Here is a 24,894-nt window from a genome sequence, read left to right as displayed (position 1 = left end):
CGCCCCCACCCAAGGAGAACCGAATGACTGACATGCTCGCCGCCCGCCTCCACGAGATCGGCGGCTCCATGCAGCTCGAGCGCGTCCCGCGCCCGACCGCCGGCGCGACCGACGTCGTCGTCAAGGTCGAGGCCTGCAACGTCGTCCCCAACCTCAAGAACGTGCTCGCCACCTACGCCGAGTGGTTCCCCTACCTGCCGCTCCCGAAGCTCCCCGCGATCTTCGGACTCGACTCCGCCGGCGTCGTCACCGAGGTCGGCGAGCAGGTCTTCGACGTGAAGGTTGGCGACCGCGTCTACGTGAACCCGGGCGTCTCGTGCGGTTCCTGCCGAGCCTGCCGTCGCGGCGAGGAGCCGAACTGCGACCGGTACACGTTCATCGGGTACTTCTCGTTCGGGCCCGACGGCCAGAAGATCTTCGACGCGTACCCCTACGGAGGCCTCGGCGAGTACCTCACCGCGCCCCAGAGGAACATGGTCAAGCTCCCCGACTCGGTCTCGTTCGAAGAAGGAGCCCGCTTCGGCTACCTCGGCACGTCGTACTCGGCTCTCAAGAAGGCCGGCGCCGGTCCCGGCAAGACGGTCCTCATCGATGGCGCGAGCGGCACGCTCGGTCTCGGCGGCGTCCTCAACGCCCTTGCCATGGGAGCCACCAAGATCTTCGGCACCGGACGCAACAAGGATCTCCTCGCTGACGTGAAGGCGATCGCACCGGACCGCATCGAGGTCCACGCCACCGGCGACGGCGACCTCGGTGAGTGGGTGCGCGAGAACAACGACGGGTACGGCGTCGACATCGTGATCGACGCCCTCGGCCCCGGCTCTCCCGCTGAGACCTTCCAGGAGGCGATCGGTGCCCTCGCCCGCGGCGGAGTCGCGGTCGACATCGGCGGCATGATGGAGCACCCCTCGCTGGACCTGTTCGCGATGATGTGCAGCCAGCGATCCGTACTCGGCAGCCTGTGGTTCACCACCGGCGAGGCGCAGGAGATGTCCGACCTCGCCGGCAGCGGCGCTTTGGACCTGTCCGTTCTCGAGCACCACGTCTTCCCCCTCGAGGAGATCAACGAGGCTCTCGATGAGGGTCTGCCGGCGCGCCACGGCGGCTTCACCAACTTCATCTCGAAGCCTCCGCACGCCTGATCCAGGAAAGAGGAAGGGCCCTGCACCGACCGGTGCAGGGCCCCTCCTGTTCCCGCACCTCGACCGCGCATGGGCCGGATCGACCCATCGGTTCGTTCTCGAACCTGAACCGCGCTGTTTGGGCGCCTGCTCTCGCTCGCGGCAGGAGTGCCCCAACCCATGGGAGAACTTCGCGAGGGAGCGCGATTCCGGTGTGCGCGAACGCGCTGTCGCGTAGCGTTCTCGGACTGGCTCGCGAGGGAGCGTGGCCATGACCCGGAGTGATGATGGGACTGTTCGACAGGTGGCGGAGCTCTGCGTCCGCTGGCAAGCACCGTGCGTCGACGGCCGAGGCCGTCACCACCGGCGGATACACCGTCATCGATGTCGAGACCACCGGCCTCAGCGCCCGCCACCACCGGGTCCTGGAGATCGCCGTGGTGCGCACCGACGCGACCGGTCGAATCACCGGCGAGTGGTCGCGCCGCGTCGACCCCGAAGGCCCCGTGGGTGCGACCCACATCCACGGCATCACAGCCGACGACGTCCGCGGCGCTCCGAAGTTCGGCGACCTCATCCCGCACCTGAACGAGTGGATGCGAGGAACGGTCCTGGTAGCGCACAACGCCCGCTTCGACGCCGCGTTCATCCGAGCCGAGTACTCCAACGCCGGGTGGGACCTTCCGTGGCTGCCGACGCTGTGCACGTTGCAGGCCAGCAGCTACTACCTGCCGTCCATGGACCGCCGCCGTCTCGCCGACTGCTGCGCCATGGCCCAGGTGCCACTCCGCGGCGCACACTCGGCCCTGGGCGACGCGCGTGCCACCGCAGGCTTGCTGAGCTACTACCTCGACCCCCGCAACGGCACCGCCCCGCACCCCGAGCACCTCGCGCTCACCGAAGAGGCCTCGGCCGTCATCTGGCCCGGGTCCGCGGCACGAGCACCGCGACCAGCGACGGCCATCACCCACACCCAGAGCCGCATCCAGGCCAGCCAGGCGAAGAAGGCAGCGTCCACGCCTGCGCTGGTGCGGCTCCTCGCCGACTTCTCCCTCGTCGACGCACTCGACGAGGGAGCACCGACGACGACCCTTCCCTACCTGGAGACGCTGGCCGAGGCACTCGAGGACGGCGAGATCACCACGGCCGAGGCCCAGGCCCTCGACGACGTCGCCACCACCCTGGCCCTCACCGAGGAGGAGCGGACGGCTGCCAACCGGTCGGTGCTGCTGGCTCTGTCCCACCTCGCACTTGAAGACGGCGTCGTCAGCCGGGCTGAGAAAACCGAGCTCCTCAAGGTCAGCACCCTGCTCGGCCTGCCCGCCACCGTCCTGACCCACACCCTGGACCAGGCGGAAGCCGCCCGGCACGAACGCCTCTCGGCCGGTCTCGGACCGCTCCCGAACCCTTGGACCCACGGCGACCCGCTTCGGGTCGGCCACAAGGTCGCTTTCACCGGCTGCGACGAGGCGCTGCGCGACCAGCTCGAGCGCCGCGCCGAAGCCCTCGGCGTGCGAGTCATGAACAACGTGTCGACCAAGACCTTCCTCCTCGTCACCGACGGCACCTTCTCGGGAGGCAAGGCCGCCGACGCCGACCGTGTCGGGTGCCGCGTCGTCCACCCCGACGACTTCGCGACCCTCCTGCAGCACCTCCAGCCCGCCATCGCTCGCGAGCGCAAGAAGGTGCTCGCGGCAGAGCACGCCCGAACGTCTGAGCAGGCGGAGCTGGATCGCCCGATGCTCGCTGAGCGCGCCGATCCTGCAGTCGTCCGGCAGTGGGCCAGGGACAACGGCTACGCCGTCGGCACCCGCGGACGGCTTCATCAGGATCTCTACGACGCATACGCGTCGCGGGACGCCGACGGGCCCCCTCCGACGCCCCACCCCGTGCTCTGAGCCTGACGTCCGTGGTCTCCGGTCAGTCCGTCCCGGAAGACACGTGCTCGGCTACTCGAGCCCAGTCGGAGCGATGGCCCGTGCTTGGATCATCCCCATGCGCGAACCCACCTTCACAGACCAGGTGTCGGCCTGGTCAGAACTTGCTGGCGCGACGTTCTCGTTCCTCGTCCTCCTCATCGCGTTCGCGACGTGGCGCACCGCTCGGGAGGCACTTCGCGCCTCCCGCGACGCGAACATCCAGACGAAGAGGGACAGCATCGAGCAGACACGCCCCTACGTCTACGCCGAGGTCGTACCGAGCCTTGCCGGCTCGCCGAACTGGGACGTGCGCGTGGCCAACGTCGGCAAGTCCGCAGCCCTCGACCTGCGCCTGGACTTCTCGGACTGGCCCGAGCCGCCGGATGACGTCGCGCAGTCCGTCCGAACCCTCTTCACAACTCGACGAACACTGGCACCCGGCTCGAGCATCCGAGCGATGTGGCGCCTTGAGTCCGGTCCTGACAGCCGGTTCGAGGATGGGAGCGTTGAGGCCGGGCTTGGGAAGTCCGGCACCATCACGTTGGCCTACCGAAGTTCCGACCCGGAAGCGCCGACCTACAGCGACCACTTCCAGGTGATGATCGACGACTCGGGGCTGTGGCCCATTCCGGAGGCTGGTCCGTCGGGCTCCCGCCTGTCAGGCGAGAAGCTGGCGTTCTACCGGCTCGGCCAGAGCATTGCGCGCGCCATCGGAGAACAGCGCCGCTGACCCTGGCAACCAGCAGGATGGAACATGGCCAACGAGCTTGACGCCGAGACCGCCCGAGTCGGGTACTGCTGGGACCGAGGCATGCCGGACGGATACCCGGCGATGCTTCGCAACACCGGCCGCGAGATCGAGCTCGTCGTGCCGCACTTCCGCGAGGACGACGTTCACCGTCGACGGTTCGCGGGCCGCGGCGTCAACTTCGGCGACGACCCCGACTACACGCTCCACGAGTACGCGGTCCCTGACGTGGTCTGGTTCGCGGACACCCACGGGCACCTGTGCCTGCTCGACCCCTACCGGTCGCGCACCACGCTCGGCGGGGGCCTCGAAGAAGGTAGCGCCTACTTCCGCTTCGCCGTGGCGGCCGGGCGCAAGGGCATCGACTACACCCGCATCAACGGGATGCACACGCGCCTCCAGGGGTTGAACGAATGGACACGCCTCGGCTCGGTGGACCACGAGGTCACACGAGGGGACGGCGGACGGCGGACGGCGGTCTACCTCCAGGCCCCACCGCCGGTAAGTATTTCGACTCGACTCAACGCGAGGCTGGAAGGCTGGCACTCGTGGTCCCTGGCCGACAGGAGTCAGGCCGGCGTTAGCACCATCGCTGATGGGGTTCAGGTCTCCACCGACGTCCTCCGGCCTCGACCGTGGGCCGAGCACCTTGATGTGCACGACGCGATCCGTCAGCTTCTCACCGTTGCCGGGTGGCAGGCCTACGGCTTCGAGCACGTCGAGGTCCAGAGTCGACGCGACCCGGAACGAGCCCTCGACGACCATCCTGTGTGGGGTCGATGGGCACCGGTGTACACCCACGCTCTACAGGCACCCGGCGACGTACAGAGGAGCAAATACCTGTTCGAGTTCGACGACATCGGCGAGGCCGGCGTCCGTCGTTGGTTCAAGCTGCGCGAGCGTCACACCCGCGGCGTCGCCGGCATGATCCACTCGGTCAGCAACCCCGGCGCCGCCCTCGAGACCCTCTTCTCCGAAGCAGCCGCCGCCATGGAGAACGTCGGCTACAACATCGCCGTCGAGCGAGGTGTGCGGCCTGGGGAACAGATCCGCGAACACTTGCGCCGCATCGTCGACGAGATCGAGGTGGACCTCGGCTTCGACCTCAACACCTGGCGCCTCGACGTCGCCGACAAGTACCGGATGGTCAAGCACCCCGAGCATCCCGAAGTGGACTCGTTGGACCTGCTGAACCTCCTCCGCGAGACGCGTCTCCTGTTCCGCGTCTGGGTCGCTCTGCGTCTGGGCACTCCGAAGAAGGTCATCGAGCGCAACCTTCGGCTCGTGCCGATGCGTCGGCCCTACGTCCGGTTGTGATCTGCGACCGTCGTCCGCGCCGGAGCATGGTCCGCCGGCCGGCGCCGGGACGCTCGAGTCGACATCGGACCCAAGATCCGTTCGGACCGTCAGTCCGAAGCGTCTGGCCCAGGTTCCCGCCGCACGAGTTGCCCGGTCTCGTCGAGCTCTGTCCACGCCCGACCCTGTGCTCGGAACTCAGCCTCGAGGTTGAGGCCGCTCCGACGCGCGTCCATGCGTCGCGTCCACTCACGACGCACCCCTGCTTGCACCTCAGGGTCGATGTCGTCGAAGGACAGGTGGCCAGCGAGGACCCGCCGGATGGACCGGGTCTGGCTTGGTCGACCGTCGGACCACTCGCTAGCCACACTCCGCGCTAGCGCCAACAGCGCCTCGCTGTCAGGGTCTGACTTCACCAGCTCGAGCGCGGTGCATCCGATCTCCGGCGACTCGATCCGGAGCCACACCGCGACCGCCCACTGGTCCACCTCGCCGAGCTCGTCGAGCACCGGCAGCAGCCCTGGCAGGACTGCGACCGCCCCAGCCCGACGGCGGAACTGCCAGACCGGGAAGACCAAGTCGTCCGAGTCGGATAGCGGCAGACCCAGAACCGTCCGGTCCTCGGCGGCGAAGCGGAGCACGGCATGGTTCTGCAGGCCGAGCGCTTCGGCAGTGCGCCGTTGCGACCAGACGGGACGGACGAGGTCGAGAAGCGCGGTTCCGTCGTCCTCGTCCCTTGCTGGACCAAGGCCGTCGGCGCCCTGCGCGTCCGACCCCGTGTCGCCGGGTCCACCTGTGGTCATCGGCCCACTCCCAGGCGGGACCGGCGGCCGTGTCGACCGGTCGGCGCGGTGCGCGCCTGTCGGGATCTCTGTTCGGTGAGGGCGTTATTGAGTAGCGCGAAGCAGTAGATGTCGAGTAGGCCCCGGCGCCAGCCGAGACTCATCTGGCGGTCGACGATGAGGGTGCGCTTGAGGTTGGAGTGGAAGCTCTCGGCGTCGTTGCGTAGGCCGTAGAGCCGCGCGAAGTCCGGGTCCCCCTCGTGGATGATGCGCAGGTTGTGCGGACGAGTGGTGTCCGAGGAGCGGGTGGCGTGCGGCGACTGCCAGGTGACGAACGAGCCGTGCGGACACGGGACCTTGTAGGCGACGTTGAAGTAGTACTGGCCGCCGGCGCGCCGCGACCGCTTGACGGGTCCTCGTTCGAGGGCGGCGGTGACGACGGGGTCGCCAGTCTCATCAAAGCCGAGCTCGACGACGGCGCCGTCGACTGCTGCGAGCTGGTGGTGGCAGGCACCGGCTCGGGTGTCGTGGCTGACGACGCCGAGCGGGTAGGACCGCATGCGTTTACCCCCGATGTTGACGAGCGTGGTCGGTCCTTGCGTGATGGCGTTGGGCGTCTTGGCGAGCACGAGCCACCCGTAGCGGCGCATCATCTGTTCGATGTGGACGCCATGCATGGCGCCGTCGTAGACGGCGGCCTTGATGCCGTTGCCGAGGTGGCGGTGGACGTCGCCGGCGAGCCTGACCGAGGTTGCCGCCTCCTGTCCTGGTGCGGCGATGTGGTCGGCTGCGAGGACGACCCGTTGGTAGGGCGCGGGGCCGCGCGCGTGCCAGGCGACGTAGCCGTGGGTGAGGACTGGTCCGAGTCGGCCGTGGTGGGGCTGGAGGTCGGGGTCGAACCGGCGGGTGGGCTCGGGGTAGAGCTCGCCGGTGCGGGGGTCGGGGTAGAGCACGCGCGAGGTGCCATCGTCGTCGGTGACGGTGTGACTGATCGGGGGTGCGTACAGCGGTCGCACCAGGGTGCCGTCACCGTAGATGCACTGTGTGGTGTCGGGGTGGGTGAAGGAGCCTGGCGTACCCGGACGGAACAGTCCGATCTCCCGAGCCAGGTCCGCTGCCACCGCTGGGAACTCGCGGCCGAGCTGACCGAGGCCTTCGTCGGTGGCGAAGTGCTTGTCACGCGCCCACCTCCAGTGGTCCCACCGGGGTGGCGCTGTTGCCGGCGGAGGCAGGTCGAGACCCGACCCGGCTGCAGTCTCAGCGAGGAGGTGTCGCGCAAAGCCCCAGATGGCGGGTTCTGCGAGGTCGCGCTCGACCCGGACGGCTGAGCGTGCCAGCCGCGCCATCACCCCGAAGGCAAGGACGACGTAGGGCGGGTGCACCGGCGGTCGGCCGACCTCGCTCGTCCAGGCCAGTCGGGCACCGAGCTGAACGAGGGTTCGAGAGCCGCAGATGGCTCGCACCCTTGCAATGGTGTTGATGTCGCTGCCGCGCGGACTCACGTTGGACGCCAGTTCAGTCCGATGTCCTCGGCGGCCGCGTCGAGGCTGCGGCTTCCCATCCGTCTGGCGACGCGTTCAATGGGCATGCCGCCGTCGTGCATTCGGCGGCCTGCCCAGTTGCGCAGAGATGCGGGCCGGACATCGGCCTCGTCAGCGAGGCCGGCGAACTTCAGGACGGCGCCGATGGCATTCACCATGGAGGCCTGCGCCTTCGGGGTCCCTCCTTGCGCCGCGCCCCGGTAGGCGAGCGGGGCGGATGAAGGCGTTCCTGCTTGGCGGTGCTGCTCCAGCTGTCGCCGGATGATCGTGGCTCCCCAGTCGGTCAACTCGCCTTGGCGAGCGTCGTGGCGCCGGGTGCCGGGCAGGTGGACCCATCTCGGGTCGTGCGGGTCGTCGACGTCGCGGATGCGGACTGCGGAGATCTCGCTCGAGATTGCTGTCGTCTCTCCGAGCGCCCAGACGGTGGCCCTCTGCAGCGAGGATCCGCCGGCCTCGCCGAGACGAGCGGCGCTGCGGCACAGGTCGACCTCGAGGTCGGTCAGGGGCCGGGCTGCGGTGGCGCTGCGCGGGGGCAGCGCGAGGTCAAGGGTCGGGTCCGCAACGTCGTAGCCAAGTTGGCGCAGCGTGCGGAATCCCATCCGGACTGCAGTGCGGCGCGCGTGCATGGTGTGGACCTCGGGCGGTCTACCTGCGGCGGTGAATGCGTGGACGAACTCCCTGCACTCCACGACCGTGAACGACGCCGGGTCGCGCCGTCCGAGGCGGACCTGGCGCGTGATGAACCGACGCCAGCTCTCACCACAGCGGGCCACGGTCTGTTCCCCGAAGTCGCCCGACGCCGTCCACGCCTCGATGACAGCCGCGCACAGCGACTCCATTGCCATGTCGAGGGCTTGGTCAGTCTGGTGAGAGCACATGGAGCCTCCTGTGGATCAGGACCGTAGACCCGCTGCACCGGTCAGATCAACGATTCCAACCACGTGGGAACGCCCGGGAAACGACCGCAGAACGCGGATCGAGGTCGAACGAGTTGTGCACCAATTGCGTTCTGCGACACGAGGAGGACGGACAGGCGTGCGAGCCGACCGGCTGGCACTAGACCTGAAGGAACCTGTCATGACCACGCAGTCCACCAACCCCATCACCGGCAGCAGCAAGCAGTCCGAGCTCAACGAGCTCCAGGACCTGCTCGAGTGGCCCGGCCTGTACCGACTCGCCGACGCGATCGACGAGTACCGCGGCAAGCTCCGCAAGGGCAACGCTGGCGTCCGCCAGAAGTACCCCACCTCGATCCTGCTGTTCACTGCGTGGGCAGCTCGCATCACTGGCAGCCTCGCAAGCGCGATTGCCACCCTCGACGACGACCTCGTGTGGCGGCGCCTGGAAGACACCTGGCAGGACCTGACTGAGGCCGAGACCAAGGGGCTCCGGTTCCCGCCGAAGTGTCCCGACCGGGAGCAGGTGCGGCACTTCACGAGGTCCGTCATCGCGAACCCCAACTACGGCCGTCCCGGATTCGAGACCGTCCAACGCTGGGAGGAGTTCCTTCAGCCGAAGCTCCAGGAGATCGCCATCGCGCAGGCCAAGACGCAGGGTCACCTGCTCGACGACAGCGAGGTCGACTGGACGCATCCCCGGCCGGAGAACACGGTCATCGGGGACGGCACCGTCGTCACCCGTTGGAGCGACGTCGAGCAGTGGGTCGACCCCGCAACGGGAGAGATCATCACGCGAGGTAGCCGCGCCGTCTCTCAGCCTCGGATCTCCGGCGGAACAGCCCTGGCGCACGACAAGAAGAGCCACCGGCACGGCTACAACATGGTCTCTCTGCACACTGCAACCGAGCACGGTTGGATCGTGCTCGGCACCGGATGCGCCGCCGGCGCCGAGCAGTGGGCCGCGCTCGACCTAGTCGGCTCCGTCGCGACACGGGCCGGCGCCGGCGTGCACACGCTCCTGTACGACCGCGTGTTCACCGGGCGCCTCCTGGACCACATGCTCGGACGACACGGGATCCGCGTGATCAACAAGTCCGTGGCCATCAACCGCGGCGACTCCAGCGCCGCACCAGCTCCCGAAGCGATCCTGACCGTCTCGAGTGCAACCGACGCGGAGCTTCGACGTGCCGCCGATGTCTTCGTCGCGAACCTCGAGAGCGAGGACCGCACCCAGGTCCGCATCGCCGACCTGACGCCAGACCAACGAATCACCCTCGGCACCGCCGAGAAGGCCTTCGGACGGCACATCCGTCAGAGCGAGCTGAAGGAGCTCTTCGACAAGCGCCAGGCGCTCCCCCTCGGCATCAGCCTCTACCGCAGCACCTCGGCCAAGTACGTGACCGGTTCGCGCGCAGCGGGACACAGACCGCACTTCGAGGTCATCCGGTCTGCACCGCGCTTTGTCGGCTCGGTGACGCACGCCGACGGGTGCGACCACCTCCTCTACACGGACGACGGCGCACTCCACTCGGTCGAGTCCGACGGCCAGCACCTGGTCAAGGTTGCGACCGCGACTTGCCTGTCGTCGCGCCGCCGGAACCTCGGTTCCGACCGCGAAGGCAAGATCTACGCCTCGGAGGACACCTGGATCCTGCCGTGCCCGAACGGTGACCTGACGTACTCCACCGAGTGGAGTCCGGAACCGACCCACCCCGCCCAGAAGCCCGACCGGCCACGCGACTTGATGGCTGCGGCGCTCACCGACCTGCGACCCATCAGCCGCTCCCAGGCGAATGAGTTCGCCGACGTCGCCAATGCCCGCAACAACGCCGAGAGCTACAACGCCTGGTTCAAGCGACGCCTTCCAAAGCACGGTCGCGCCGCGACTCTGAGCAAGGACTCTCAGGAGTTCGACTTCATCGGTGCCGCTTGCCTTCGCAACGCCCTCACGTTCGCCGCGTGGCGCAACGACTGACCCGTCAAGATCGACGCCCGCACCCGCCCGCGAGGGCGAGTGCGGGCGTCTTTCGTTTCTCACCATGTGCGCGATTGCTTAATCCTCTTCGCGACTCACCGTCCCGCACGGCATCAACACCGGTGCCACCAACCGGACGGAAGAGAACCATGAAGAAGACCCCCGCCAAGGCCGACCTGAACGCCTACGACTTCAAGAGCTCGGTGACCGACCTGCTCGACCTCGATCAGAAGCTCGGCATCATCCCGGAGCACTCCCGCAAGACCGTGCACGACACCCTCGACCAGCTCAAGCGCCGGGCCGTCGAGATCGGGTGGATCACGAACCGTCAGATCGTCGACAACGCCTCCGCCCTCATCGGTGCCGTCGCGCACCTGCCCCGAACACAGGTCAACCAGTACCTCGCCCGCGAAGACGCTGACGTCGCCCACCGCGCCCGCAACCTTCTGCTCGCGAGCGTGCTGGTCGGCTCACGCGGCGACTTCACCAAGGCGATCGCTGAGTCGGTGTGCGCCGAAGTGCCAGCCCTCAAGCCTCGAAGCGCTGGCCTCAGCCGCCCGAACGTCGACGACGAGATCGTCCTGCACCGCGTGTGGGCGCTCATCCTGTCGGAGGTCGGCGGCAAGCACGGACGCCGAGCCGCCGCCGTCTACTCCCAGTGCGACGCCGGCATGGTCCCTGGGGAGACCACCATGATGCGACGCTCCGACGCAGTACTTGGTGAGGAGCCGATGCTCTGGGCCCCAGGGTTGGAGGTCGGGGTGGCCGAGCGCGTCCTGCGCTTGGACGACTTCCAAGCACACCTCCTGCGCGAGTTCGTCACCGATCTTCCAGTCGACGACCCGTCCGCACCCCTCACCTACAGGCCTCGGAAGTCCGTGACCTACGCGGCGCAGGCTGCCAGCGCGAGTGGCATCCTCGACCGCCAGCGAGAAGTTCTCGGCCTCAAGCAGCCGGACACCACCGCCTCCTCCGTTAGCACCTGGAGGTCCACGTACACCGAGACCTACTTCGGGGTGACGGAAGCGCTCCAAGTTTCCGGCCGCTCCTCGGTGGCGAACCACTACGGGATCACGCGTCAGCGCCTCAACCCCGTTCGCCAGCGCGAGCGCAACGAGAAGAGGAAGCCGCGGGATCTCGACTTCTGACGCACCCACGATCCGAAGCCGCCGCACCCACCGGACGACGACACTCCGTCGCGCTCCGGGTGCGGCGGCTTCGCCATCGGCAGCGCGGATCAGTTCCGCCGTCTTGACGCACGTCTGCGGGACGATGGCACCATGACTGAACTCCCAGGCCGACTCCGATGGGTGCCCGCGTCCGAGGATGAGCTCTCGACCGCGATCGCCGATGGTCGTCTTGAAGAGTCGCACTACCTCGACCTCAAGCGCGAGGTCGAAGCAGGACGTGCCGCAAACAAAGAGCTCGCTCGCGACCTGGCCCAGTTCGCCATCGACTCCGGCACTCTCGTCATCGGCGTGGACGAGGTTCCCGATGGACCGCCGGTCCTGGCGCCGGTCGTCCTTGAAGGCCTGCCCGAGCGGATCGAACAGGTCGCCGGCTCGACTGTGGACGCCCCGCTCTTCGTGACGACCACCGTCATCCAGTCGTCCAGCGATCCCACGCGCGGCTACGTGCTCGTGCACATACCAGCATCCGCGTCGGCACCGCACATGGTCGACGGCGCCTACCTCGGTCGCGGCGACAAGAAGCGAGTCCGTCTCTCCGACGTCGAGGTGCGGCGCTTGCACGCCCAACTCGCAGCCGGTGAGGACGAGGTTCGTGACGCGGTCAGAGCGTACGCGCGTCGCGACCCGGTCCCCGCCGACATCCGTCGCAACGCTCACCTCTACGTCCTCGCGGTGCCGGTCACTCCACGCCGAGAGATGCTGCTTGACGTCACGGACGGACCCGAGGCCCACTCGAGCTTGAGCGGCCTTGTCCGCGCCGGCGCGACTGCCGCGCAGCTCCCGGGCGAGTTCCCGCCATCGGTTAGCGGCGCCGCCGAGTTCCAACGTCGTCAAGACGGTGCGGCGATGACCACCAACCTCCGGTCCGATCGCACGATCGACCCGGAACGTCGCCTCTACGAGCAGTTCCTCGAGGTCGAGATGTCCGACGAGGGGACCCTGCGTATCGCCATGGGACGTCTCAGCGACCACCTCCGCGATGGCCAGGAGGTGCTGCTGGAGTCGGCCCTGACCACCATCACCCGCCAGACCGTCGACATCGCCGGCAAGATCTCCGAACACGCCTCTTACGGCGGCCTATGGCGGTTCGCAGTCCTCGCCGAGGGGATCGCCGGACTCCCCGCCCACCTCCACGGGCGCGGCTGGGGAATGGGCGAGGTCGTCGTAGGCGCTGACTCGCTCGAGTACCTCCGGACGACCCAGGCTTCGACAGCGGAGGTTCTCTCGGCTCCGTGGGAGGTCACCAGCCGACTCGTAGGTCGTTCGTCCGCAGCCTGCGGATCGCGGAGATGCCAGAGGTGAAGGCGGCCATCAGCCCACCGGCGACGACCGGCTGACTCACCGGCCGAGCTCCGCCGTGCATGGTTGCGCATCGAGGGTCGACCGAGCACGGTCCGACCTTGTCAGGTCGGACCGTGAATCACACGCGCGTTCTCCCGAGGGTTCTCCCGTGGAGTGACAGCAGCGACAGGGTCACTGACTACGATGGTCCGCAGGAACATGGGCCATTCTCCGGAAGGTTCTCCGGATTAAAGTCCCCATGTCCCGGGCCTCTAGCTCAACTGGCAGAGCAGCGGACTTTTAATCCGCGGGTTGTGGGTTCGAGTCCCACGGGGCCTACCGACCGGGCCTCCCCTCCGCGTGGCGCACGATCGACGGCGTGTCCGAGCGCCCCGCGCCGTCACGTACCGAGCAGGTCCGGGGCGAGGTCGAGAACCATCAGTGCCGCGGCCACGTACGTCGGATTGTCCTCGACCTTCACCCGCGACAGCTCGTTCGCGCGGGTCACGCGGCGCTCCACGGTGTTGCGGTGGGCGTAGAGCCGAGCCGCCGCTCGGGTCGTGTTGAACCCCGACTGCAGGTAGACGAGGAGCGAACGCTGGAGCTCGTCGTCGGCGTCCGCGAGCGGCCCGAGCGTGTTCCTGACGAAGCGGCGTGCACTGTCACGGTCCCGGGTGAGGCTGTCGATCAGCTCGACGTCGGCGTACTCCGTGAAGGCCTGCCGCGACCCGAGACGCATGAGGAGCGACTGCCCGGCCAGCGCGTCCAGGTGGCTGGACCGGAAGCCGTCGAGACTCCTCCCCGTCCGGCCTGCGGACACGCGGACCGGGCCGGAGGACGGGAGGAGCGTGGCCACGCGGCGGACGTCGGGAGCCTCGGTCTCCGAGACCCACACCCACCGCGACGTGGCGCTGGCCCTCGCCACCAGGAAACCGCGGTGCTGGAGGCCGGACCGCAACGATGTGACGGTCGCCTCCAACGTGTCCACCTGGTCCTGCTCATCGACCCACATCACCAATCCGAGGTGCCACCTCGCCATCCGGTAGTTGAGGCGCGACTCCGCGAAGTCGTCGGCGAGCGGGGCGCCGTTGGCGATCATCTGGATGAGAGAGATCGCCTCGGCATCCGCATGACCCTTCGCCGCACCGAGGTTGGCCTCCCGCAGGGCGGAGATCGAGTCCATCGCGTACTGCACGAGGGACGTGCCGGACACGTCGAGCACCTCCACGAGCAGCTCACGGTCTGCGCAGTGAGCTGCGCACTCCTCCAACCAGCGGCGCCAGCCGATGCCCAGGCCGGCTCGCCACCCCTCCACGAAGTCCGGCGCGATGCCCCGCGAGACCAGATCGCTGATGTAGGCCGCCGCCCTCGGACCGACGTAGGGCTCCACGCGCCGTCCCGGACGCTGGACGTTCGAGGTCAACCACTGCAGGAGGTCGGACCGGTCCATGAGCCTGTCCTCCTCGACCAGCGAGGGGTCGGCGAGGAGCGCGGGGTCGTTCTGTGCCAGCAACGCCGGCCCGTGCAGCGCCTCCACCAGCGCGTCCGACTCGAGCAGGAGGCGTTGGCACACCGCACGGATCACCTCGGCCACCTGCGGGCTCGGCTCCGGCCACAACTCCTGCATGGACACAGTGTGCGCCCACGCCGATCGCCCCGACGCGACCTCGAGGGCGAGACGGTGCACCGTGCACCACGGCGCGACCAAGCCAGTGCCTCCTGTCGTTGTTCCACGTCCACGTCCCCGGCGAGGGTGAGATCTCACCCACCACGACGACCAGGAGCTGCCGATCATGACTGCCCAGGTGCTGGAAGCCACGGAGGAATTCGACATCGTCATCATCGGCGCCGGGATCTCCGGCATCGGTGCGGCGACCTACTTCGGTCGAGAGCTTCCTGCCAAGTCGCTGGTCGTCCTCGAGGCGCGCGACAGCATCGGAGGCACATGGGACCTCTTCCGCTACCCCGGCATCCGCTCCGACTCCGACCTGCACACCTTCGGGTACGAGTTCAAGCCCTGGCGGCACGAGGCGGCGATCGCCGACGCGCCCCTGATCCGTGAGTACCTCCGGGAGACGGTCGCCGAGAACGACCTCGCGCGCGCGATCCGTCTGCGGCACCGTGTCGTCGAGGCGGAGTGGTCCTCCGACGACGCGCGGTGGACCCTGACGGTCGAGGCCACCGACGCAGACGGCGGGACCAGGACCACGACGATCCGGACGCGGTGGGTCTTCGCCGCGACCGGGTACTACCGCTACGACCAGGGCTTCGCCCCCGACTTCGCGGGCCGGGAGGACTTCCAGGGCGAGATCGTCCACCCGCAGCACTGGCCCGATTCGCTCGACTACGCCGGCAAGAAGGTCGTCGTCATCGGCAGCGGCGCGACCGCCATCACTCTCGTTCCCTCGCTGGTCTCCGGTCCGGGCGCCGCCGCGCACGTCACCATGCTGCAGCGGACCCCGACCTACGTGATGGCCCTCCCCCGCACGGACACGATGGCCCTGCGGCTCACCCGACTGCTGGGCCCGCGACGCGGCTACGCGGCGACGCGCTTCAAGAACATCTGGATCGATCGAGCGGTCGTCAAGGGGCTGCGCACGTTCCCGAAGGCGGGCCGCGCACTGATCCGCCACGAGAACGTCAAGCGCCTTCCCAAGCACTTCGACGTGGACAAGCACTTCAATCCCCCGTACGACCCCTGGGACCAGCGCCTGTGCCTGGCGCCGGACGGCGACTTCTTCGCGTCCATCAGGGAGGGCACGGCGTCCGTCGCCACCGGGGCCATCCATCGGTTCAGCGCCGAGGGCGTCGTCCTCGAGTCCGGCGAGGAGATCCCCGCCGACGTCATCGTCACGGCGACCGGTCTGAACATGAGGCTCTTCGACGGGATGCCGATCGTCGTCGACGGCGCGAAGGTCGACGTCGGCCAGTCGGTCGCCTACCGAGGGATGCTCCTGAGCGGCATCCCCAACTGGGCGATGGCCATCGGCTACACCACGTCGTCCTGGACGTTGAAGGTCAGCCTGATATGTCGCTACTTCATCGATCTGGTGCGCCACATGGACCGTCACGGATCCGACCAGGTCGTCCCCGTCCCCGAGGACGGCATGGAACGCCGACCCGTCATGGATCTCCAGGCCGGGTACGCGAGGCGTGCCGAACGGATCCTGCCTCAGCAGGGTGTCACCGCCCCCTGGCGCATGGCCATGGCCTACACCGAGGACGCCAAGGCTCTGCGCGGCCCCGTCGCGGACGAGCACCTGCACTTCGGCACCTCGCGCCGGGACGCCTCCGAGCAGACCGGCCGGCTCCACCATGCGTGAGCACGACCCGGACCAGGTCGCCCGGCTCTCCTCCGGCATCGAGATCTGCTTCCGTGACAGCGGCGACGCGCACGACCCGGCCGTTCTCCTCGTCGCCGGACTCGGCGAGGACCTCACCTCCTGGGGCGATGGCTTCGTGCGCTCCCTCGTCTCACTCGGGTTCCGCGTCATCCGGATGGACAACCGGGACGTCGGTCGCTCGACGTTCGACCGCACTCCCCCGCCGGCACTCTGGCGCCAGCTCCTGGCGAAGCCGAGGGACGACGCCTACTCCTTGGTTGCGATGGCCCGCGACTGCGTCGCGCTGCTAAACCACCTCCGCATCCCGGCGGCTCACGTCGTCGGCCGGTCCATGGGTGGCATGATCGCGCAGACCGTCGCGGCGTCGAACCCGACGAGGGTCCTCTCCCTGACCTCCATCTACTCGACGACCGGCGACCGCAAGGTCGGGCAGCCGGCTCTGTCCACGATGCGCCTCCTGGCCGGACCCGCCGCGAGGAACCGGACGGACGCGGTTCGCGCCCACTTGAGGATCACCCGGCACATCGCCGGTACCGGGTACCCCATCGACGACGCGGTCGAGGCCGCGATCGCCGCCCAAGCGTGGGACCGCGCCGCTGGGGACCCCGCCGCAGGCGTTGCTCGGCAGATCCAGGCCATCCACGCGTCGGGCGACCGGACAGCGCGGCTCGCCCGGATCGAGGCTCCGACGTTGGTCATCAACGGAGACCGGGACCTCATGGTCGCCCCCAGCGGAGGGACCGCCACCGTCACCGCGATCCGCACCGCGCAGCACGTCGTCATCCCCGGGATGGGACATCACCTCCCCGAGGCACTCACCGACCCGATCACGCAGTACATAGCGCAGCACGCGAACAGCGTGGGCGAAGGAGGAAGCCATGTCGAGATCGCCTGACAGCAGCAACGACGTCGACGTCGACGTCGTCGTCGTCGGTGCCGGGTTCGCCGGCCTGAGCGCGGCCGAGCGCCTCGTGTCCCTGGGCCGGACCGTCCGCGTGCTCGAGGGTCGCGACCGCGTCGGGGGGCGCTCGCTCTCCGGCGAGGTCGCCGGCGTGAAGGTCGACTTCGGAGCCACCTGGGTCTCCCCGCGCCACACAGCAGTCCGCAGTCTTGCCGAACGCGTCGGATGCACCACCACGGAGCAGTTCGCCGAAGGCAAGAACGTGCTCTGGATGAGCGGCAGGCGTCGCACCTACGGGAACACCATCCCCAAGGTCTCTCCCGCCGCGCTGCTCGACATGGCACGCATCCAGGCGGCGTTGAACACGCTGGTCGACTCGATCGACGTCGAGGCTGCCTGGTCCTCGCCGCGTGCTCGCGAGCTCGACTCGGTCTCCTTCGGCGAGTGGCTCGACAAGAAGCACGCCTTGTCGGCCACGCGAGCCCTGATGGCCATCGTCAGCAAGGTCCAGTGGGGCAGCCCCCCAGGTGACGTCTCGATGCTGCACGCCCTGCGGTACATCCGTGCGGCCGGCGGCGTCGACCACATGCTCGACGTCGAGGGCGGTCAGCAGCAGCACCGCTACGTCGAGACCACCCAGGAGATCGCCCTCCGTGTCGCCGAGCGCCTCGGCTCGGACGTCGTGCTGGGGCGGCCGGTCGACCGGATCACGCAGCACCAGGACGGGGTCAGCGTGTCCTCGGTGTCGGAGACGATCCGGGCCTCGTACGCGATCGTGACCACGGCCCCCTCGCACCGCGCCGCCATCGAGTTCGACCCGCCGCTCCCCGAGAGGATGGAGGGCCTCTCGCGGACGTGGCGGCTGGGCAACCTCAGCAAGGCGTTCGTCGCCTACGACACTCCCTTCTGGCGGCACGACGGCTGCTCCGGCGAAGCCGTCACCGACACCGGTGCCGTGTTCATCACCTTCGACGTCTCCCCGAAGGCGTCCGGTCCCGGGATCCTGATGGCGTTCTGCGACCCCCGAGTCTTCGACGCGCTCGACGCGCGGACCCGTCACGACCGTGTGATCGACCAGCTCGTCGACCTCTTCGGGGAGCGCGCCCGCAACCCGATCGACTACGTGGATCACTGCTGGTCGGCGGAGTCGTTCGCCCCAGGCGGGCCCAACCCCGCTGTCGCGCCCTACGCAACGACCACGTACGGACCCGCACTGACCGAGACGCACGGTCGCGTCCACTGGGCCGGGACCGAGACTGCGGGCGAATGGGCCGGTTGCATGAACGGTGCCGTGCTGACGGGACAGCGTGCTGCCGAGCGCGTCGCGGCCCTGCTCCCGCAGAAGTCCCCCGTGGAGGCCGTGCGATGAAGGTCGTCCTCTTCCTCCTGGCCGACGTCTGGATGATCGGCGTCGGGTTCGTCTACGGACTCCGGTTCCTTCGCACCTACGGGAACCACCTGCTCGGCCTGGAGTGGATGATCGTGGCCACGTCCGGCACGAACTTCCTCCTCTGGTCGCTGCTGGGTGCGCGCGACGACAGCGTCCTGTACAAGCTCGCGTACTTCCTCGACGCGTTCTCACGGTCGTTCGGCATCACGTTGATCCTCGTGCTGGGTCTCATGGCCGTCACTCACCGGTACAAGCCGCCGCGAGCGGTCGAGATCGGCGCGTTCGGGCTCGCGACAGCGGGAGGCCTCTACTTGCGCCAGTTCGCCGACGGCGCGTTCCATGCCGGGCCGGCCACGTTCTTCCTGGTCATGAACCTGCTGACCACGGTCTTCCTGCTGTACCTCGCACGACGGCTCTGGAGCATCGGCGCGACGGCGCTGGCCGTCTCGACGGTCGTCGTCACCGCAGCTGCAACGACGATCGCCCTGACGTACGACTTCTTCCCCCTGCCGTTCGACGACCAGGACCGTACGTACTTCTATGCAGCCGCCCTCGCGACGTGGGGAACACAGGGCTTCGTGTACTTCCGCGCGTACCGCGCCCTGCACGCGCACCAGGAGGCGACGACCGGGATGAAGGCCCCGGTCCGCAGGACGGGAACGACGGCGTGAGCCTCCACCCGGGGGAAGGCGCTGCCACGGCTCGAAGCAGGGCCGCCCGGACCACGTCCGAGGAGGACTCATGACCATCGACTTCCGCGCCGCCGTCTACCGAGCTCCGAACGAGCCGCTCGTCGTGGAGACCGTGACCCTCCCGTCGACGCCTCCGCCCGGCGACGTCCTCGTCCGGCTCCGTTCGAGCGGCCTGTGCCACAGCGACCTCCACGTGATGGTGGGCGAGTGGGAGGCGCCGGCGCCGATGATCCTGGGACACGAGGGTGCCGGTGTCGTCGAGCGCGTGGGCGAAGGCGTCACGTCGGTGCAGCCGGGCGACCACGTGGTGCTGTCCTGGACGCCGTCGTGTCGACGGTGCGCCTACTGCATCACCGGGCGTCCGGTGCTGTGCGACAAGGCCAGCGAGACGTCTGCCAACCACCTGTCGTTCGACGGCCGCTCACGGGTGACCGCCGGCGAGGAGGACGTGTTGAGCTTCGCCGGACTGGGCACGTTCGGCGAGTACACGATGGTGCCGGAGTCGGCCGCCATTGCCGTCCGCCAGGACGCACCCTTCGAGCAGGCCGCCTTGGTCGGCTGCGCGGTCGCCACGGGTGTGGGAGCCAGCGTCAACACCGCCCGCGTCCAGCCCCACGACTCCGTCCTGGTGATCGGCTGCGGAGGTGTCGGGCTCAACGCGATCCAGGGCGCACGACTCGTCGGCGCCCGACAGATCATCGCCGTCGACGTCTCGGCAGCCAAGCTCGACCAGGCTCGCACCTTCGGTGCGACCGACACGGTCAACAGTGTCGATGAGGACCTTCCCGGTGCCGTGGCCCGACTCACCGGCGGGCGGGGCGTGAGCGTCTCCATCGAGGCGATCGGCCTCCCTCGCACGATCGAGGCGGCGTACGGCGCTCTCGCCCGCGGCGGCACCGCCGTCGTCGCGGGGCAGGTCCCCGACGGCGTGACGATCACGATCGATCCGTTCGTGATGTCGGACCAGGAGCTGTCACTCATCGGCTCGAACTACGGCTCCAGCCGTCCCGACGTCGACTTCCCACTGCTCGTGGATCACTACATGCACGACCGGATCGACCTGGACTCGCTCGTGACCGGCGTGATCTCGCTCGACGACGTCAACGAGGGGTTCGCCGAGATGCGGCGTGGCCGCGGCATCCGCTCGGTCATCCGGTACTGAGGCGAGGGACGACGATGGGCCTGGAGTCATCACGCCTCGCGTTCGAGCGCTCTCGCGCGAGCGTCGGAGGAGGCGTCGCATCGGGTCTGAGAGCAGCCATGCGTCCGCACCCGCTGTACGTGCAGGAGGCACGCGGAGCCTACGTGTGGGACCTGGACGGCGACCGGTACACGGACTACGTGATGGCGTGGGGGCCCCTTCTCCTGGGCCATGGCGACCCCCGAGTCCTGGGTCCAGCGGTGGACGTCGGCCGGCGGATGCAGGTCGTCGGCACGGGTCATGCGCTGGAGTACCTCGCGGCGGAAGCGGTTCTCGACGCGGTGCCCCACGGCGAACGCCTCCTCTGGAGCAACACCGGCACCGAGGCGGTCCAGGTGGCGCTGCGTCTCGCGCGAGCGGCCACCGGACGACATCGCGTGCTCAAGTTCGCCACGAGCTACCACGGCTGGCACGACACGGTGTACGCCGGCATGTCGTCGGAGGAGGTGGGCGCAACGGCGCTGCCCGGTGGAAGAGGCCAGTCACGCAGCGTGCTCGACGACCTGGTGGTCGGCCGCTTCAACGACGTCGCACTGACGCAGCAGCTCCTCGCCGAGGCGGCCGAGCGCGACATCGCCGCGGTGCTCGTCGATCCGGTGATGAGCAACGCCGGCGTGCAGACGCCGTCGCAGGAGTTCCTGACCACGCTGCGCACGTCCTGCGACCGCCACGGTGTCGTGCTCGTCTTCGACGAGGTCATCGCGGGCTTCCGCATCGCTCGCGGCGGGGCCGCGGAGCGATACGGCGTGAGCCCCGACCTCTCGGTGTTCGGCAAGGCGATGGCCGGTGGCTTCACGCAGAGCGCCGTGGTGGGCAGGGCCGAGCTCGTCGACCAGGTCTCGCGCGGAGTGGTGCACGCCGGCACCTTCAACGGCAACCCGGTCGCCCTGGCCGCCGTCGAGGCCACGATGGACGCGCTGTCCGACGGCACGGTCCACAAGACCCTGGAGCGCAACGGCAGGTGCTTCGACGACCTGGTCGGCGGCGTCCTGCGCGCTCGACCCGGTGCCGGGACCTTCCGTCGCATCGGGTCGTTGCTGCAGTACGTCCCGGCGGCCGACTGCACCGGCTTGCATGGCACGGGCGGCTCGTGGCCGTCGATCCTCGAGGGGATGCTCGGGCGGGCGAACCTCTTCATGCCGTCGGGAAAGGTCTTCCTCAGCACGGCACACACGCGGTCGGACATCGAAGCCACGGCCGACGCACTCGCGCACGTGCTTCCCCCCGGGGCCTGACGTCCTCCGGGCGGGGCCGCCGAGAGTGGCCGGCCCTCCCGGAGCCCGGAGCACCACACCGTCATCGGTGGGTCGCCTCGAGCAGCGCGCCGACGCCGACCCGCATCACCGGCACGAGGCGGACCGGGACTCAGCCCAGGGCCACGGCGGGAGCCACGACACCTCGCAGGGCGCGTCGCTTGCCCAGCACGGTGTCCGCAGCGCGCTCACCCGACCGCACCGCCCCCTCCATCGCCGTGGCCCAACGCGTTCCGGTCGCCTCTCCCGCGAAGTGCAGGCCGCCGACCGAGGCCGCCATGACCTCCCGACGCGCCGCGCCGCCGGTCTGCGAGCTGACCACGCCCCCGAAGAACTCCTGGCTCGTCCAGTTGTGCACCAGTCCTGCGATGCGCTTCGGCGTGAATCCAGCCGCGGCCTCGACCTGCGAGTCCAGCAGCGTCAGCGCCGCCGCCTCGTCGTCCAGCAGACCGTTGCCGGAGTCGGGCATGCAGCCGAGGACGGTGACGGTGTCCTGCCCGGTGGGCTTGTACCAGAACATCGCGGCGTCCGTGTCGGTCAAGGTAGACGGCCCAGCGGCGTCGATGATGCGGCGGCCGTCCTCGTACTGGCCGATCACCTTGCCACCTTGCGTCATGGGCGACTGCAGGAGCGCCTCGAGCTTCCAGGACGGCAGCACCGGGTCGAACCCGATGCGCCGCGTGGCGTTGACCGAGGACGTGATGATCACGTCGTCCGCGCGGTGCTCACCGCGGTCCGTGAGGAGTCGGTAACCACCCGGGCCACGGGAGACCAGCCGCACCGGCTCGCGGTAGGAGATGTCGAGACCCTCCGCCGCCCGGTGCGCCAGCACGTCGGTGCTCCCGTCCAGCAACCAGCAGATTCGGCCGATGTCGCCGGGGTGCACGTGCCAGGAGGAGGTCATCCCCGGTCGCTGGACCGGGTTGAAGCCGGTCTGCATCGTGTAGGCGTCGAAGGCGTCTGGCGGCAGCCCCACGCGGCGCGCCCAGGCGAGGACGGTTTCGGCCAGGCCTGGCGGCTGCGAGTCGAGTGCGTCCTGCACCTGGGCGGCGAGGCGCTGTCGTGCGTCGGTGGCCAAAGGCGCACCGCCGACCACGACGTTGCCGAGCAGGATCGATGCTCCGCTGTACCGAGGGCCGGGTCCCTTCGGGTACATCGCCACCTGCGCCCCGAGCTTGATGTCGTTCTCGAGGCAGAAGCTCAACAGACGGTCCTGGCCCCGGTCCAGCCACGAGGCGCCAAGATCGCCGATGGCACCGTGCTTCAACGCCTCCCGGTCGCCGCGTGTGCGCCCGCCGAGGTACTCGGTGGCCTCGAGGACGTACACGTCCTCGCCGGCTTCGCGAAGTCGTCGCGCTGCGAAGACTCCTGCGAGCCCAGCACCGATGATCGCCGTGGTCATGAGATCGACAGCCTTTCCGTCACGTGGTCGGTGTGGAACGAGGGCGAGCCCCTCAGGACCTCCTCGGCGACACGGAGCCCCGATCGGACCGCGCCCTCCAAGGTCCCTGACATCGGCGCATCCGTGTAGTCGCCGGCGAAGTGCGACACGAGCTCCTCCCCGCCGAGGATCCCGGCGACGGTCCCCCGAGCTCCTTCGGCCGGAGCGACGGTCACGCCGAGGTGGAGCGGATCGGCCCACCAGTTCTTGATGTCGCCCTGGGTCCTGGTGAGCTGGGCGCCGCAGACGCGCTCGACCAGCTCGTCGAGCGTGCCGAACGCGGCGTCGGGCCTGGTCATCAGGTTGCGCTCGGCGCCCGAGAAGAAGGACGTCACGATGGCGGGTCCGCTCGCCACCTCAGGGGAGGTCACCCACGCTGCGTTGATGACACCGTCGGTGTACACGAGCCTGCTGAAAGCCTCGCGAACTGCGTCTCCCTCCTCGTACTGAGCGACGACCTTGCCGCCCATCGCCGGAAGCAGGGAGGTCGCCGTCATGACGCGCTCGTCCGAGAGCGGCGGGTCGAAGCCGATCGTGGACACGGCGAAGGGTCCGACGGCACACACGACGTCAGAGCCGACGTGCTCCACGCCGGATGCCGTCGTCACCCTGACGGTGCGGCCACGCTCGATGCGGACGACTGCATCGCCGAGTCGGACGTCGAGGTCCTTGGCGAGTGCGCTCGTCAACGACTGCGTTCCACCGCGGACCCGCTGGAACTGGCCTGACTGCGGACCCAGGACGTAGTGGACGTCGCAGTCCCAAGGGTCGAGCTGGGTGAGCATCCGCGCGACGGCCCTAGTCACGCCGGCGGCGTCGCTCGAGAGCGAGGCGCGTCGTATCCACTGCTCCACGATCTCGCCCGCGTGCGGAGCGGACTCACGGGCGGCGGTGCGCAGCTCGGCACCGACCGCCGAGCGGTCGCGCTCGTCGAGGACCCGGCCGTCGACGACGAAGGTGCCGACGCGCAGGTACGCCTCCATGACCGACAGGTCCTCCGGCTCGCGCACGCCGTAGACCTGAGGTTCGAAGAGCTCGACGCCCAGCTCGGCGCACAGACCTCGGAAGGCGTGGTAGCCGGCGTCGACCAGCTCTCCGCCGAGCTCGGCGTACTGACCTTCGGCCCACTGCGCGGTGGACTGGATGGTCCGGCCGCCGATCCTGTCCGCCGCCTCCAGGACGACGACCTCCCGGCCTGCCAGCCGCAAGCGCCATGCCGCGGTCAGGCCGGCAAGTCCGGCTCCGACCACCAGCACGGGCGCATCCTCGAGGAACTGCACGGTCCACCTCCGGTGCGATCGATGGGAGTGATCCACTCCCTGGGATCGATTAGAACGCGACGAGCGACCGCGCGACCCGCGCCGTTCCCGTTGACGCCCGTCTGGGGGATCGCGACCGCATCGTCCCCCATCACCCAGGTGGGCACGACTCGTCGCGATGCATCGCGAGCCCTGCGGGACCCCACCTACGATCCGCGCATGCCACCCACCACACCGTCCACCCGCTTCACCTTCCCCGACGACGTGGAGTCGTGGTGGACGTGCAGCTACACCGTGCCGGAGTCGAGCATCGACGAGCTCGGACACATGACCGCGGTCCACTATCCCGTGGCCTTCGAGGAGGCCGCGGTGGCCTTCCTCGACTCGCTGTGGGGGTCCGCGGCACCTGACTTCGTCGTGGCCGAGACTCACGTGACGTATCGCCACGAGATCGTCCTGGAGACGTCGCCCGTGCTCGTCAGCGTCGCTACCTGGCTCGTCGGGAGGACGTCGTTCGGACTCCATGCGGTGATCGCCGACTCCGAGGGCATCGGCTGCGCCTACTCGTCCATGCGGTACGTCGTCTGGGACCGCGAGGCCCGGAGCAAGGCACCGCTCAGCCGACCTGCACGCGAGGCACTGGATCGACGCCGCGGCTGAG

The 24,894-nt window shown here is 69.0% G+C and carries 20 protein-coding genes and 1 tRNA gene; 15 read left to right on the top strand and 6 right to left on the bottom strand.

Annotated features, from left to right (window positions below):
• Nucleotides 1–23: 23 nt before the first annotated feature.
• From NUV38_RS04925 to NUV38_RS04910, 4 genes are all read left to right on the top strand, one after another.
• Nucleotides 24–1,142: an alcohol dehydrogenase catalytic domain-containing protein gene (locus NUV38_RS04925; protein WP_257728044.1), complete on the top strand. Its 1,119-nt coding sequence runs from the start codon at nucleotides 24–26 to the stop codon at nucleotides 1,140–1,142.
• A 263-nt stretch (nucleotides 1,143–1,405) separates the two neighbouring features.
• On the top strand, nucleotides 1,406–3,019 hold the full coding sequence (locus tag NUV38_RS04920; protein WP_257728043.1) for a histone-like nucleoid-structuring protein Lsr2: 1,614 nt from the start codon (nucleotides 1,406–1,408) through the stop codon (nucleotides 3,017–3,019).
• A 97-nt stretch (nucleotides 3,020–3,116) separates the two neighbouring features.
• Nucleotides 3,117–3,770: a hypothetical protein gene (locus NUV38_RS04915; protein WP_257728042.1), complete on the top strand. Its 654-nt coding sequence runs from the start codon at nucleotides 3,117–3,119 to the stop codon at nucleotides 3,768–3,770.
• A gap of 24 nt (nucleotides 3,771–3,794) precedes the next feature.
• Complete coding sequence (locus NUV38_RS04910) at nucleotides 3,795–5,105, top strand: HEPN domain-containing protein (RefSeq protein ID WP_257728041.1); 1,311 nt, start codon at nucleotides 3,795–3,797, stop codon at nucleotides 5,103–5,105.
• Nucleotides 5,106–5,194: 89 nt separating this feature from the next.
• Here the strand turns inward: NUV38_RS04910 and NUV38_RS04905 are convergent, their stop codons facing one another.
• From NUV38_RS04905 to NUV38_RS04895, 3 genes are all read right to left on the bottom strand, one after another.
• Nucleotides 5,195–5,887, bottom strand: a complete 693-nt coding sequence (locus NUV38_RS04905) for a hypothetical protein (RefSeq protein WP_257728040.1) — start codon at nucleotides 5,885–5,887, stop codon at nucleotides 5,195–5,197.
• Nucleotides 5,884–6,882 carry a hypothetical protein gene (locus NUV38_RS04900; protein WP_257728039.1) on the bottom strand — a complete coding sequence of 333 codons (999 nt, stop codon included), beginning with the start codon at nucleotides 6,880–6,882 and terminating at the stop codon, nucleotides 5,884–5,886. The genes NUV38_RS04905 and NUV38_RS04900 overlap by 4 nt, the downstream gene beginning before the upstream one ends.
• Before the next feature lie 482 nt (nucleotides 6,883–7,364).
• Nucleotides 7,365–8,033 carry a hypothetical protein gene (locus NUV38_RS04895; RefSeq protein ID WP_257728038.1) on the bottom strand — a complete coding sequence of 223 codons (669 nt, stop codon included), beginning with the start codon at nucleotides 8,031–8,033 and terminating at the stop codon, nucleotides 7,365–7,367.
• A gap of 451 nt (nucleotides 8,034–8,484) precedes the next feature.
• Here NUV38_RS04895 and NUV38_RS04890 point away from each other — a divergent pair, with 451 nt between their 5' ends.
• The 4 genes from NUV38_RS04890 to NUV38_RS04875 all read left to right on the top strand — a co-directional run bounded on the left by NUV38_RS04890 (nucleotide 8,485) and on the right by NUV38_RS04875 (nucleotide 13,091).
• A complete protein-coding gene (locus NUV38_RS04890) occupies nucleotides 8,485–10,281 on the top strand; it encodes a hypothetical protein (RefSeq protein WP_257728037.1) in 1,797 nt (598 codons plus the stop codon).
• Between the two features lie 149 nt (nucleotides 10,282–10,430).
• Nucleotides 10,431–11,429, top strand: a complete 999-nt coding sequence (locus NUV38_RS04885; RefSeq protein ID WP_257728036.1) for a hypothetical protein — start codon at nucleotides 10,431–10,433, stop codon at nucleotides 11,427–11,429.
• Nucleotides 11,430–11,591: 162 nt separating this feature from the next.
• Nucleotides 11,592–12,773 carry a helix-turn-helix domain-containing protein gene (locus tag NUV38_RS04880; RefSeq protein WP_257728035.1) on the top strand — a complete coding sequence of 394 codons (1,182 nt, stop codon included), beginning with the start codon at nucleotides 11,592–11,594 and terminating at the stop codon, nucleotides 12,771–12,773.
• Between the two features lie 245 nt (nucleotides 12,774–13,018).
• A tRNA-Lys gene (locus tag NUV38_RS04875) sits at nucleotides 13,019–13,091 on the top strand.
• A gap of 61 nt (nucleotides 13,092–13,152) precedes the next feature.
• Here the strand turns inward: NUV38_RS04875 and NUV38_RS04870 are convergent.
• Complete coding sequence (locus tag NUV38_RS04870; RefSeq protein WP_257728034.1) at nucleotides 13,153–14,379, bottom strand: CdaR family transcriptional regulator; 1,227 nt, start codon at nucleotides 14,377–14,379, stop codon at nucleotides 13,153–13,155.
• Between the two features lie 166 nt (nucleotides 14,380–14,545).
• Here NUV38_RS04870 and NUV38_RS04865 point away from each other — a divergent pair, with 166 nt between their 5' ends.
• From NUV38_RS04865 to NUV38_RS04840, 6 genes are all read left to right on the top strand, one after another.
• Entirely contained in the window at nucleotides 14,546–16,075 is a 1,530-nt protein-coding gene (locus NUV38_RS04865; protein WP_257728033.1) for an NAD(P)/FAD-dependent oxidoreductase, read from the top strand.
• Nucleotides 16,068–16,991, top strand: a complete 924-nt coding sequence (locus NUV38_RS04860) for an alpha/beta fold hydrolase (RefSeq protein WP_257728032.1) — start codon at nucleotides 16,068–16,070, stop codon at nucleotides 16,989–16,991. The genes NUV38_RS04865 and NUV38_RS04860 overlap by 8 nt, the downstream gene beginning before the upstream one ends.
• Nucleotides 16,975–18,366 (top strand): flavin monoamine oxidase family protein, encoded by a 1,392-nt coding sequence (locus NUV38_RS04855; protein WP_257728031.1) that lies wholly within the window; start codon nucleotides 16,975–16,977, stop codon nucleotides 18,364–18,366. Before NUV38_RS04860 ends, NUV38_RS04855 begins: the two co-directional genes overlap by 17 nt.
• Entirely contained in the window at nucleotides 18,363–19,058 is a 696-nt protein-coding gene (locus NUV38_RS04850; protein ID WP_257728030.1) for a hypothetical protein, read from the top strand. The genes NUV38_RS04855 and NUV38_RS04850 overlap by 4 nt, the downstream gene beginning before the upstream one ends.
• Before the next feature lie 70 nt (nucleotides 19,059–19,128).
• Complete coding sequence (locus NUV38_RS04845) at nucleotides 19,129–20,241, top strand: Zn-dependent alcohol dehydrogenase (protein WP_257728029.1); 1,113 nt, start codon at nucleotides 19,129–19,131, stop codon at nucleotides 20,239–20,241.
• 98 nt (nucleotides 20,242–20,339) lie between these two features.
• Nucleotides 20,340–21,515: an aspartate aminotransferase family protein gene (locus tag NUV38_RS04840; protein WP_257728028.1), complete on the top strand. Its 1,176-nt coding sequence runs from the start codon at nucleotides 20,340–20,342 to the stop codon at nucleotides 21,513–21,515.
• A gap of 130 nt (nucleotides 21,516–21,645) precedes the next feature.
• On the opposite strand, the gene NUV38_RS04835 is transcribed toward NUV38_RS04840, so the two are convergent.
• A complete protein-coding gene (locus NUV38_RS04835; protein WP_257728027.1) occupies nucleotides 21,646–22,935 on the bottom strand; it encodes an NAD(P)/FAD-dependent oxidoreductase in 1,290 nt (429 codons plus the stop codon).
• Nucleotides 22,932–24,230, bottom strand: a complete 1,299-nt coding sequence (locus NUV38_RS04830; RefSeq protein WP_257728026.1) for an NAD(P)/FAD-dependent oxidoreductase — start codon at nucleotides 24,228–24,230, stop codon at nucleotides 22,932–22,934. Before NUV38_RS04830 ends, NUV38_RS04835 begins: the two co-directional genes overlap by 4 nt.
• Before the next feature lie 222 nt (nucleotides 24,231–24,452).
• On the opposite strand from NUV38_RS04830, the gene NUV38_RS04825 reads away from it, so the two are divergent.
• Nucleotides 24,453–24,893 (top strand): thioesterase family protein, encoded by a 441-nt coding sequence (locus NUV38_RS04825; protein ID WP_257728025.1) that lies wholly within the window; start codon nucleotides 24,453–24,455, stop codon nucleotides 24,891–24,893.
• The last annotated feature ends 1 nt before the right edge of the window (nucleotide 24,894 follow it).

Source organism: Aeromicrobium sp. 50.2.37, from assembly GCF_024655735.1.
Lineage (GTDB): Bacteria > Actinomycetota > Actinomycetes > Propionibacteriales > Nocardioidaceae > Aeromicrobium.
The sequence above is the reverse complement of the archived record's forward strand: the minus strand, read 5'-3'. Positions and strand labels throughout refer to the sequence as shown.